Origin of the sequence: Nocardia sp. GP40 (genome assembly GCF_050434125.1) — a bacterium.
Classification (GTDB): domain Bacteria; phylum Actinomycetota; class Actinomycetes; order Mycobacteriales; family Mycobacteriaceae; genus Nocardia; species Nocardia albiluteola.
This window is the reverse complement of the sequence record NZ_JBNPVW010000002.1, coordinates 282,516-294,665: the sequence shown is the minus strand read 5'-3', so window position 1 is coordinate 294,665 and position 12,150 is coordinate 282,516. Positions and strand designations below refer to the sequence as shown.

Sequence of the window (12,150 nt, the reverse complement as noted above, 5' to 3'; positions counted from 1 at the left end):
CTACCTCGGGACGGGTCAATTCATGCCGACGACGGGCACGGGAATGGCGTCGATGAGGGCGCGAGTGTATTCGTGCTCCGGGTCGTTCAGGATCCGTTCGGCCGGACCGGATTCGACGATCTTGCCCCGGTACATCACCGCGATGTCGTGCGCGAGGTTGCGGACCACCGAAAGATCGTGGGAGACGAACAGATACGACAGACCGCGCTCGGTCTGCAGGTCCCGCAACAGGTTCAGCACCCCGGCCTGAATGGAGACATCCAGCGAGGAGACCGGCTCGTCGAGCACCAGGATCGCCGGATCCAGCGCCAGGGCCCGCGCGATATTGATGCGCTGCTTCTGCCCGCCGGAGAAGTCGGCGGGATAGCGATCGACGTGTTCGGGCCGCAGGCCCACCTGCCGCAGCAGTTCCGGTACCCGCGTGCGGATCTGCTCGCGCGAGCGTCCGGCGATGCGCAGTGGCTCGGCCAGCGCGTCGAAGATCGGCATCCGCGGATCCAGCGAGGCGGACGGGTCCTGGAAGACGATCTGCATCTTCGCGCGGATCTCGCGGCGGCGGGCCTTGGTGAGGGTGGCGACGTCGCTGCCGAGCACCTCGATGCTGCCCGCCTCCGGCCGCGCCAGGTCCAGGATCTGGGTGAGCGTCGTGGATTTGCCCGATCCGGACTCGCCGACCAGCGCCAGGGTGCGCCCCGCGCGCACCTCGAAGCTGATCCCGTCCACCGCGCGCACCTCGCCGGTGCGGCGGCGGAACACCACGCCGCGGGTGATCGGGAACACCTTCGTCAGGTCCGAAACCCGCAGTACCACATGGTCGTCCGTGGTGGCCTCGCGCTCGGGCTCGGTGATCTCGCGCTGGTAGGCGGAGAACAGGTCGACGGTGCCGACCTCTGCGGTGCGGATGCAGGCGGCCCGATGACCGGGGTCGATGTCCTGCAGCGGCGGTTCCGCGGCGCGGCATTCGTCGATGGCGACCGGGCAGCGCACCGCGAAGGGGCAGCCGGGCGGCAGCGCATGCATGGCAGGTGGGGATCCGACGATGGGAATCAGCGGCGCGCGCGGCGGGCCGTCCATGCGCGGGATCGACCCGAGCAGCCCGACCGTGTACGGCATCCGGGGCGACCGGAAAAGTTCTGCGGTGCCGGCCGTTTCGACGATCTTCCCGGCATACATGACCGCGACCCGGTCGGCGACGGTGGCCGCGATCCCCATGTCGTGGGTGATCATGATGACGCCCGCGCCGGTGATGTCGCGGGCCTTGCGCAGCAGGTTCAGGACCTGCTTCTGTACCGTCACGTCGAGCGCGGTGGTGGGCTCGTCGCAGATGATCAGCTCCGGATCGTTGGCGATCGCCATGGCGATGACCACGCGCTGGCGCATGCCGCCGGAGAACTCGTGCGGGAACGCCCGGGCCCGCACCTCCGGCTCGGGAATGTCGACCAGATCCAGCAGCTCCACCGCGCGCTGGGCCGCCTCCTTCTCGCTCATCTTCCCGTGCGCGAGCAGGGCCTCGGCGATCTGATCGCCGATTCGGTACACCGGGGTGAGCGCCGAGAGCGGATCCTGGAACACCATGGAGATCCGGCTGCCCCGCAGCGTCGAGAGCTGCCGGTCGTCCATGCCCAGCAATTCCTTGCCGCGTAACCGGATCGAGCCGCGCACCCGCGCCTGATCGGGGAGCAGGCCGATCACCGCCAGCGACGAGACCGACTTGCCCGAACCCGATTCCCCGACGATCGCGAGCACCTCGCCGTCGGAGACGGAGTAGTCGACCCCGCGCACCGCATCGATGCGGCCCTCCTCGCCCGGGAACGACACGTGCAGGTCCGACACCTCCAGCAGGGGCGCGGTCGTGACCTGCCGAGCGCCCTCGTTCAGGGTCTCGATGCCCGTCGGGTCCGTCATGACGCCTTTACCTTCTGCTTGCTCGGCTCGTCCGCCTTGCGCCGTGCCCGGGCGCGCGCGGAACTCGGATCGAACGCGTCGCGCAGGCCGTCGCCGACCAGGTTGGCGCACAACACGATCGCGACCAGGAAGCCGCCCGGGAACAGGAACAACCACGGAAAGGTCAGCGACGAGCCGGGATTCGCCGCGATCAGCGTGCCCAGCGACACGTCCGGCGGCTGTACACCGAATCCCAGGTAACTCAGCCCGGTTTCGGACAACACCGCGCCGCCCAGGGCCAGGGTGGTGTCGATGATGAGGAACGAGGCCACGTTCGGCACGATGTGGCTGACGATCACCGAGCGTGTCGAGGCGCCCATATACCGTGCGGCCCGGACGAATTCGCGATCGCGCAGGCTCAGCGTCAGGCCGCGCACGATGCGGGCGCTGATCATCCAGCCGAACGCCGCCAGCAGCAGGATCAGCAGCGGAATCGAGCTGCTGCCCTTGGTGCGCGGGGAGAAGATCGCGATGATGATGAAGCTCGGCACCACCAGCAGCAGGTCGACCAGCCACATGATTGCCCGGTCGGTCCAGCCGCCGAGCAGTCCGGCCACCGATCCGGCGCTCACCGCGACGATCGAGCCGAGAATGGCCACGCAGAAGCCGATGATCAGCGACTTCTGCAGGCCGTGCAGCGTCTGCGCGAGGACGTCCTCGCCGTTGCCGTCGGTACCGAAGGGGTGCGTCGGGTTCGGCGCCTGGTACAGGGCCGAGTAGTCCATATGCTTGTAGTCGAAGGGCAGGATCGGGGGCAGCGCGAAGGCCGCGATCACGATCAGCAGCAGCACGATCGCGCCCGCGATCGCCGGCTTGTTGCGCAGGAACCTGCGCCACACCAGTTTCCAGCGTCCCGCCGCGGCCGGCTCGGGCGCGCCGCCCGCCAGCAGCTCCACGTCCGTCACAGCTCCACCTCGCTAGCGCTCGGCTCCGCTGTGCCGGAGGCGGCTGTGCTCGTGGTTCCCTCGCTGCGCTCGGTCACAGCTCCACCTCGCTAGCGCTCGGCTCCGCTGTGCCGGAGGCGGCTGTGCTCGTGGTTCCCTCGCTGCGCTCCGTCACGACACACGCACCCGGGGATCGAGCATTGCGTACACGATGTCCGACAGGAGGCCGGATATCAGGATCACCAGGCCGGCGAACACCGTGGCGGTGACCACGATGTAGAGGTCCTGGGCGTTGATCGCGTCCACCAGCCATTCACCGACGCCGTGCCACCCGAAGATCTTCTCGGTGAACACCGCGCCGGTGATCACGCCGCCCAGGCCGTAGGCGAACAGCGTCGCCATCGGGATCAGGGCAGTGCGCAGGCCGTGCTTGTACAGCGCGCGCCCTCGCGTGAGGCCCTTGGCGCGCGCGGTGCGGATGAAATCGCTCTGCAGCACATCGAGCATCGCGTTGCGCTGATAGCGGCTGTAACCGGCCATCGAGCCGAGGGCCAAACCGAGGGTCGGCAGCACCATATGCTGTGCGCGGTCGACGATCTGGTTCCACAACCCGTTCACCGCCGCGGCCGAGGTTTCACCGGTATAGAGGAATATCTGCTGCCCGGCGGCCAGATTGATCTGCAGCGCACCGTATTTCAGCAGGGTCGCGAGCAGGAAGATCGGCGTGCTGAGCAGCAGCATGGATACGATCGTGGTGAAGTAATCGCTGAACCGGTACTGCCGGATCGCGCCCGCCGCTCCGATGAGCACCCCGAGTACCGTGCCGACCACCGACCCGATTACCAGCAGCCGCAGGCTCACCCCGATCCGGCGGCCCAGCTCCTGGGTCACGGGCTGCCCGGCCAGGGTCTTGCCGAAGTCGCCGTGCAGCACCACGCCCTTCACCCAGGTGCCGTAGCGGGGCAGGATCGGCTCGTTGAGGTGGAGCTCCGCGGCCTTGGCGTCGATGACCGACTGGGGCGGGCGGGGGCTGCGCTGCTCGAGGCTGTCCAGGGGATGAAACGTGAGCGATGCCAGCGCGAACGTCAGGAATGACGCGAGCACCAGTAGCACGACGTAATTCGCCGCGCGTCGCAGCAGAAAGCCGGTCATCAGTCCCCTCGGGTCGGTTACTAGCCCCCGATCATAGGGACAGAAGCTCGAGCGGGCGTGTTACGCACGGTGCCTGGTGAACACTATTCCGCGATATTCTGCGGGGATCGTCACCGCGAGCAGTACGGTGGCCGGGACAAGGGGGCCGATCGATGAGTTATCAGCAATATCCGGGGCAATATCAGCCGTATCCACAGCAGAACGCCAGTGGCGGAACGGCGATCGCGGCGGGCGTGCTGGCATCCCTCGGAGCGGTCGGACAGGTGTTCGGCGGGCTCGTGCAAGTGGTGCTGGCTATGACCCAGGACAACGAGATCAACGGCATGTACAACATCTCGTGGTATCCGGCCTACATGCTGGTGGTCGGGGCGCTCGCAGTGGTCTGCGGTGCGCTGCTCGCGATGGGGGCGATAGGGCTGTTCCGGCGGGCGCAGATGGGGCGGATGCTGGTCCTCGCGGGCTGCGCGCTGGCGATCCTGATCGGGATCGCCGGGATCGGCGTGGCGATAACGGGCGGAGTGGTCGTGAGCGCCTCGGGCAGGCTCGGGCTCGTCGGCGGTTCGTTCGGGCTGGTGTTCCCCATCGCCACGATCGTGCTGACGCTGCTGCCCGCAACCACCCGCTGGCTGGCGCAGGCGCCGGTGCAGCAACTCACCTCGCCGCCCGGGGGTGCCGCCCCGGCTTCGCCCGCGAGCCCCGTTCCCACTGCGGGCGGGCCGGTTCCGAATCCCGGTCCCGCCGCGCCGCCGGGCGCACAGCCGTGGGTACCGGGCGCCTTGCCGCCGTATCCGGCGCAGCCCGCGTCGCCGCCGAACGGTCCGGCGCCGTACTCCGCCGCGCCACCGCCCTTCCCCGCCGCTCCCCCGGTCGCCGGCGCGGCGGACGACAGCCCCTGGCGGCGTCCCGAATTGTGATTACATCCGGACCGGCATTTCGGGCAGGATGGAATGGGTGACTCGCCTGCACCTGCCGAAACCGAAGATGGTCGCCACCGACGTCGACGGCACGCTGATCGACGAGGACGAGCAGGTGACCCCGCGCACCCGCGCCGCGGTGGCGGCCCTGGTCGCCGACGGGGTGCAGTTCGTGCTCGCCACCGGGCGCCCGCCGCGCTGGATCGATCCCGTCGTCGAGGGGCTGGGTTTCGCGCCGCTGTGCGTCTGCGGCAACGGAGCGGTGATCTACGACAGCGCCTCGGATCGCATCCTGCACAACAGCTCCCTGGACGTGGCCAGCCTGGCCGCGCTGGCCGAGCTCGCCGAGCGGGTGCTGCCCGGCTGCGGGCTGGCCGCCGAGCGGGTGGGTGAGAGCGCGCACGACGCCGCGACCCCGCAATTCGTGAGTTCGCCCGAGTATGAACATGCCTGGCTCAACCCCGACGACACCCAGGTCGCCCGCGCCGAGGTCGTCGCGGCCCCGGCCATCAAGATGCTGATCCGACTACCCGGTGCGACCAGCGCCGACATGCACGCCGCGCTGGCGCCGCACCTCGACGGCCGTGCCGATGTCACCTATTCGACCAACAACGGGCTGATCGAACTGTCCGCTCCCGGCGTCACCAAGGCCTCCGGGCTGGCCTTCGTCGCCGAGCGGGTGGGCGTGGAATACAGCGCTATCCTCGCTTTCGGCGATATGCCCAATGATGTCTCGATGCTCCGCCTGGCCGGGTACGGCGTAGCGATGGGCAACGGCCACCCCGATGCCCGTGCCGCCGCCGACGAGGTGACGGAGTCGAACTCCGCCGACGGAGTGGCACGGATTCTCGAGCGCTGGTGGAGCTGAAGGGTAAGGGTTACGGGCCGCCGGTGGGCTTCGGCGTCGGACCGGGCTGGGCGATCGGGTTGCCGGTCTCGCTGTAGATCTTGTACAGCGTCGTAACGAGTCCCGTGATCGTGTTCACGATCAGCGAGCCGTTCTGGAAGTCGCTGCGCATGCCGTCCGGGATCGGGTAGGCGTCCTTCAGCGGCAGGCCCAGTAGGCCGGTGTCGCCGCCGAGCTGGATGAAGCGGTCCAGGAGGCGGCCGGCCAGCTCGATGATGGCGCCGTCCGGGGCGGCATAGACGTAGCCGTTGACGAATCTCGCCACCTGGCCGCCGTTGGGCGTCGGCCGCGGCTCGGCGGCGACCGCGCCCAGGTGGCTGTTCGGGCCGCCCTGTGCGGCCCAGTATTTCGCGACCGCATTGTGGTTGACCATGCCGAGCAGCTTGGTGGTCAGGGACGCCAGCGTGGCGATATCGTCCTGGGTGCGCTGGGATTTCGGTGTCGTGCCCGAATTCTGGGTACCCGCACCGGTATTGGTTGTGAGGGCCGAGTTGCCGCTGGGTGCAGCGGCTTTCGCATCGGTGCCGGGATTCGTGTCGACCGCCCCGGCCGTCTGCGCGGCGATCTTGCGGATGCGGTCCATCATCGCGTAGGCGGCGTCGCCGGGACAGGTCGTCCGCCCGACATCGCGGTGTGCGAAGACGATCGGCAGCTTCACCGCCTGGCCCTGGTTGTACTTGCTGTACTGGGTGCCCTCGGAATACATGGTCGTGGTGCCCTGCGGGTTCAGCCCGGCCATCCTGGCGCGCCAGCCGATGAACTGCCCGAGCGCCTGGATCGCCGCATCGCTGGGAGTCTGGGTTTGGTAGTCGCCCATCAGCGCCACACCCGAGGTGTTCTCGTTGAAGCCGCCCGCGTGCGCGCCCTCGACCGGTTTGTCCAGCCCGCCGGCGCGGCCCTCGAAGATCTGGCCGTACTTGTCGACCAGCGCGTTGTATCCGATGTCGCACCAGTGCAACGTCTTTGCGTGATAGGCGTAGATGGCGCGCACGATCCCCGCGGACTCGGCCTGGGTGTAGTCGTTGCGACCGTCCGTGTGGTGAACGGCGATGCCGCCGAGGCCGTCGTCGTAGGTGGGCTTGTCACACAGCAGCGAGGGATCCGCGCCCCACTCGGCGCGGGTGATCACCTTCGGCCCGCCGCCGGGCAGCGGCGCGGCGACGGTGGACAGGGTCGCATCCGCGGCGACGCGGCCCGGATCGATCAGCACGGCAGAGAGATCCGGCGATCCGATCAGCTCGGGATCGTCCGAGCGCGCCGGGGTCACGCCGGGCGGCACGGTGCCGGAGGCCTCGTGCGTCACCAGGACCTGCACGGCCTTGGTGAGGCCGACGTAGATCGGCTCGGTGCCGGCCCTGTCGGTCGAGCCGTGGTCGCTGCCGCCGGTGTCGACCCGTGACGTGGGATACCAGGGACCCCAGCCGCCATCGGCGTTGCGCGACCGGATCAGCGCGGTGGTGCCGTCCATATCCTTCGCGGTGAGCGCGACCATGCTGAAGGGCTTGTCCCGGGTGAGCTCTTTGACCTCGGCCCCGACCTTGCCGCTCAGGTCGGGCGCGACCGCGCCCGGCGCGAGTGCCGGGGCGTTGGGGTCGGCTCCGGGAATTACCGCCGGTGCCGGGTCGGCGGCGGGTGCGGGTGAAGCGGCCGGTGCGGGTGCGGGCGCGGCGGGCGCGGGTACGGACGGGGCAGCTGGGGCGGCGCCCGGAAGTTGTGGTGCCGCAGGGCTTTCCGGTGCCGCGGGGAGCTGGGGTGTGTAGGCGCCCAGCGGTGCGGCCTGGGGCTGGGCGATCGACCTTGCCTGCGGTGCGGCGGGATTCCGCGTGCGAGCCGGTGCCGGGGGCGCGGCGGGAGCATGCGGGGTGCCGGGGGCCTGCGGTGCGCCTGGAGCCGGGGCGGCGCCGGGCTGGGGTTGGGAGCGACCGGGAGCTTGTGGGACGGGTTGCGTCCGCGGTGTGGCGGGACTCTGGGCGTTGGGTTGTGCTGCCGGGGCGGCCGGTGCCTGGGGAGCGGCGGGGGCCTGCGAGTTGGGTTGGGGCGCACCGGGATTCTGTGTACCGAGCTGGCCCTGGGGTGCCGGGGACTGCGCGCCGGGCTGGGTCGCCGCCGGGGCTTGGACGCCCGGTTGCGTCTGCAGTGTGCTCGGCGGCGGGGTGCCGGGGGACTGCGGTGCGCCGGGGAGCTGGACGCCGGGCAGCAGCTGCGGTGCGGCGGGGGGCTGCATTCCGGGCTGGTGAAGCGGTGCGAACGAGCCCTGCGGCGCGGGCTGGCTCGGCGAGCCCGCCTGCGGCTGGTTGAACTGGGGGAGCGGGATCGATGCGGGGAGCTGCACGCCGGGCGGCAGCGGCAGCCCCTGGGGGATCTGCACGGACTTCGGCAGCGGTAGCTGACGGAGGTCGGACAGATGCAGGTCCGGCAGGTTCAGGCCGGTCAGCTCGCGCAGCGGCAGCACCACGTCCGGGGCCTGGGCGAGCCCGATCTCGACGAGTTGCGCCGGAATAGCCGCAAGATCGCTGTTATCCGTATTGCGGTATTCGACCCGTTCCGGCATGGCGAGCGCGGCCAGTGGCGCGGCCACCGCCAGCGTGGTGACAACCGGCAGGACGAACGATCGTTTCGGTCTGCGGTGCGGCACGAGCATCTCCCATTCAGGTAGAACCGGCGACCGTCAGCAGGAGGAGATGGTTGATTCCTGACGGATCTGGCGTCACACTAGTCCCAACTGTCACAAATCTAAACCTTATGTAGAGACTTAGGTAGGATAACTCGAATGTAGCTTTCAGATAGCCATCCAGCGGGTCAGGGTTCCGATCAGAAACGTGATCGCCTCGGTCGGTCCGGTCCGCGGAAGCCGTGGGGAGTGCACGATGACACGCACGAAACGTCGAGGGATTGCCGCGCTGCGGCGCGGGGAGCTACTACGAAGACGGTGGCATCGGCGTGTCGCGGTGGTGAGCGTGGTCGTCGTTGCGACGTCGGTCGGCGGTGTCGCCGTGTACTGGGCGTGGCCGCACGGCGATCCGGTCCGACCGGCCGCCGGGGTCAGCGAGGGACACGGCCGCGGTATGAGCCAGCTCGGCGCGTTCGGCAAGGCTCAGTCGGGCATGAATGCCATGAATATCCTGCAGTACTACTACCCGGGGGCCCAGCCGGCCACGATCGCGCCGACGCGAGTGCGGGTGCGGCTGATGGGACAGGACAGCCAGCCCCTCGCCGTCTACTCCGATTCCGGCCTGACCGTCGCGGACCGCCACGTCGACCCCGGACAGGCCGTCCATCTGACGCCGACGCCCGGCGGGGGCGCGGCGGTTACCATCACCGCGGGCTGCGCGGGGGACACCGTGTGGCAGGGGGCCACGGACAAGCCGTGGGCCTATCCGGTCGATCCGGGCGCCGATCGGCCCGCGGCGGAACATCTGAAGCTCTGCGGCGGCGGCGAGTACCGCGGCGCGCTCGGAGTCGCATTGGACGCCAACGATATTCGCACGGTCAACGAGGTCGACACCGAGGACTACCTGCGCGGCGTCGTGCCCACTGAGATGTCGGCGGGCTGGGCCGATCGGGGCGGGGCCGAGGCGCTGCGGGCGCAGGCGATCGCCGCGCGCTCCTACGCCCTTGCCGAAACGCGCTACCCCTATGCCCAGACCTGTGACACCCAGGACTGCCAGGCCTATTCGGGCACCGAGCGGGAGGACGGTCGCAGCGACGCGGCGGTGCGCGACACCGCCGGGCAGGTGCTGCTGCGCGACGGCCACCTGCTCCGCACGGAATACTCCTCCGCGCCCAACGGCGGACACCCCTGCGATATCACCACCATGGCCATCGGCCCCGCTCCCGACCAGCTGCTGCCCGCCATCGCCCCCGCGCCGCCGGATCCGACGGCCGACGGCGCGCAGCGCGCCTCGGTGGATACCAGTGCGGTCGATGCGAAGTACGCCCAAACCGGCGGTCCCGCAGGTCCTTTGGGCGCCGCACTGGGACCGGTCTCGCAGTTGCCCGGCCGCGAGGGCACTTTCCAGCTGTACCGCAACGGTGTCATCGTCGCGACCCCAGCCCTGGGTGCACAGGTCGTCGACTTCACCACATTGATGCAGCTGGCGCCGGGCGCGGCGGCCGATGCCGCGCCGGGCACCCCCGGCGCCGCGGACACCCCCACACCCCCGCCCGCATCGGCCCCACCGGGCGGCGCGTCCGATCAGGCCCCGGCGCAGGCCCCGCGGGCCGCGCCGCCGCAATCGGTGCCGGACCATGCGACACCGGCTCAGGCACCCCCGGTTGCTCTCGATCCCGCCGGTCCCGCGCCCGCTCCCGCGCAGCCGGCCCCGCCTGGGCCCGCGACACCTGATCCCGCGCCATCCGCGGCTCCGGCGGCGGACGGTCCCGGGACGAGCCCCGGGGTGCCCGGTGGGGATCCCGGGGCGACGGTGCTCACTACGGATGCCTCTGCCAACCCGGGCTCCGACGCTGCGGCGGGCCCGGCACCGGTCGCTGCCGCGCCGCCGATCACCGCTGCGCCACCGGTTGACGCGCTGGCTGCGGGTGGCTGATCTCCCAGGCCGCACCGATCGCCGCGGCGCACCGACCCGCTGGAGTGCCGCCGGTCGCTGCACTCCCCGCGGCGCCGCCTGTCGCCCGGGTCCGCGGAGCGCCACCGCCGCCCGCGGGGGCACGTGCGACCAGGATTGCGACGGGTGAGGGCGCTGCCGACGGACGGCAGGCCGCTCTAGGGAGGTGTTCGCGGCGGTTGTGCATGCCCGACCGGCCCATTCGAGTGGCGGCACGAGCAGGCGGGTCGTTCGCGCCGCCCGGAGGATCCGACGTGGTTCGCGCCGCCCGACTTCGGCGATCTGCCGCCGCGGGCCCGCAGAGGCGGATTATCAGCTGGATGTGGTCGCCCCACTGCCGAGTTCGTGACCCGTTGTGGCATCCACGTAGTCCGGGACCTCGTCGTGCTGATCGCCGACGTTCAGGGTTCCGGTGGGCTCGAACAGCAGGATCGATGCGCCGTCTCGTGAGATCGGTTTGTGTTCGGTGCCTTTGGGGACCACGAACACCGAGCCCTTGGGGAGGTGAACGGTGCGCTCGCCCTGCGCCTCTCGCAGTGCGATGTCGATCTCGCCGTCCAGGACGAGGAAGAACTCGTCGGTGTCGGCGTGTGAGTGCCAGACGAATTCGCCCTGGATCTTCGCCACGCGCACGTCGTAGTCGTTGACACCGGCGACGATTCGCGGGCTCCACAGGGTATCGAAGGAGGCCAGCGCTGCGGCGAGTTCGATCGGTTCGTTGCTCATGGTCTCATCGTCGGGGGTTGAGGGGATCGGGTGTGAGTGCTAGAAATCGCATATGGCGCAAGATTCCTCTCGAGGTGGGCGCTCGGCGGCGCACCGGGTCGTGGTGATCGTCGACGAGAACTCGAATCCCTTCGAGTTGAGTTGCGCCATCGAGGTGTTCGGACTTCGCCGCCCCGAGCTCGGGCGCGAGCTGTACGACTTCAGGCTGTGCGCGCCGCGGCCGCGCACGCTCATGCGGGACGGCTTCTTCACGCTGACCGGCGTCGCGGACCTGAGCGCGGCCGATACGGCAGACACGCTCATCGTGCCGAATCGCCCGGACATCGAGGTGCCGCGCCGGCCCGCGGTGCTCGCGGCGATCCGGCGTGCCCATGCCCGCGGCGCACGACTGGTCGGATTCTGCAGCGGGGCTTTTACTTTGGCCGAGGCCGGGGTGCTGGAGGGGCGCAGGGTGACCGCGCACTGGCAGTGGGCGGAGTTGTTTCGCCAGCGGTTTCCGGGGGCGGTGATCGAGGAGGATGTGCTGTTCGTCGACGACGGCGACATTCTCACCGCCGCCGGGAGCGCCGCGGCCCTCGACCTGGGGCTGTACATCGTCGGACGGGACCACGGGGCGGACATCGCGAACTCCGTGAGCCGGCGGCTGGTCTTCGGCGCCCATCGCGACGGCGGGCAGAAGCAGTTCATCGAACGCCCGGTGCCGCAGGTCCGCGACGAATCGCTGGCGCCGGTGCTGGTCTGGGCGCAGGAGCGTCTGGACCGCCCGCTGACCGTCGCGGCGCTCGCCGACAGGGCCGCGGTCAGTCAGGCCACGCTGCATCGCAGGTTCCGGATGCAACTGGGGACGACGCCGCTGGCCTGGCTCACCCGGGAGCGGCTCGAATACGCATGCCGCCTGATCGAAGGCGGCGAGCTCGGATTCGATGCCGTGGCCCGGGCCAGCGGGCTGGGTACCGCGGCCAACCTGCGTGCGCTGATGCAGCGCCACACCGGCCTCACGCCCTCGGCCTACCGGCGTCGGTTCGGCCTCGGGGTCGGCTGAGCCGGCAACGCTCGAT

Annotated in this window: 9 protein-coding genes; 4 read left to right on the top strand and 5 right to left on the bottom strand. The window is 70.1% G+C overall.

From position 1 onward, the window contains the following. Positions 1–15 precede the first annotated feature (15 nt). The 3 genes from ABH933_RS05875 to ABH933_RS05865 form a co-directional block, all read right to left on the bottom strand. Entirely contained in the window at positions 16–1,905 is a 1,890-nt protein-coding gene (locus tag ABH933_RS05875; RefSeq protein WP_429418274.1) for a dipeptide ABC transporter ATP-binding protein, read from the bottom strand. Next, entirely contained in the window at positions 1,902–2,849 is a 948-nt protein-coding gene (locus ABH933_RS05870; RefSeq protein WP_429418272.1) for an ABC transporter permease, read from the bottom strand. The genes ABH933_RS05875 and ABH933_RS05870 overlap by 4 nt, the downstream gene beginning before the upstream one ends. Positions 2,850–2,999: 150 nt before the next feature. Next, positions 3,000–3,980 carry an ABC transporter permease gene (locus ABH933_RS05865; protein WP_429418270.1) on the bottom strand — a complete coding sequence of 327 codons (981 nt, stop codon included), beginning with the start codon at positions 3,978–3,980 and terminating at the stop codon, positions 3,000–3,002. Between the two features lie 152 nt (positions 3,981–4,132). Between ABH933_RS05865 and ABH933_RS05860 the strand changes: the two genes are divergently transcribed. Further along, the gene (locus ABH933_RS05860) at positions 4,133–4,894 is read left to right on the top strand and encodes a hypothetical protein (protein ID WP_429418268.1); all 762 of its coding nucleotides are present in this window, start codon (positions 4,133–4,135) and stop codon (positions 4,892–4,894) included. Between the two features lie 28 nt (positions 4,895–4,922). Beyond that, a complete protein-coding gene (locus ABH933_RS05855; protein WP_429418266.1) occupies positions 4,923–5,762 on the top strand; it encodes an HAD family hydrolase in 840 nt (279 codons plus the stop codon). Between the two features lie 10 nt (positions 5,763–5,772). Here ABH933_RS05855 and ABH933_RS05850 read toward each other — a convergent pair whose 3' ends face one another. After that, entirely contained in the window at positions 5,773–8,442 is a 2,670-nt protein-coding gene (locus ABH933_RS05850) for an N-acetylmuramoyl-L-alanine amidase (protein ID WP_429454921.1), read from the bottom strand. Positions 8,443–8,668: 226 nt separating this feature from the next. Between ABH933_RS05850 and ABH933_RS05845 the strand changes: the two genes are divergently transcribed. Next, positions 8,669–10,348 carry a SpoIID/LytB domain-containing protein gene (locus ABH933_RS05845; protein WP_429418263.1) on the top strand — a complete coding sequence of 560 codons (1,680 nt, stop codon included), beginning with the start codon at positions 8,669–8,671 and terminating at the stop codon, positions 10,346–10,348. A gap of 330 nt (positions 10,349–10,678) precedes the next feature. Here the strand turns inward: ABH933_RS05845 and ABH933_RS05840 are convergent, their stop codons facing one another. Continuing rightward, on the bottom strand, positions 10,679–11,092 hold the full coding sequence (locus ABH933_RS05840) for a cupin domain-containing protein (protein ID WP_429418261.1): 414 nt from the start codon (positions 11,090–11,092) through the stop codon (positions 10,679–10,681). Positions 11,093–11,144: 52 nt separating this feature from the next. Here ABH933_RS05840 and ABH933_RS05835 point away from each other — a divergent pair, with 52 nt between their 5' ends. After that, positions 11,145–12,134 (top strand): GlxA family transcriptional regulator, encoded by a 990-nt coding sequence (locus ABH933_RS05835; protein ID WP_429418259.1) that lies wholly within the window; start codon positions 11,145–11,147, stop codon positions 12,132–12,134. Positions 12,135–12,150 lie beyond the last annotated feature (16 nt).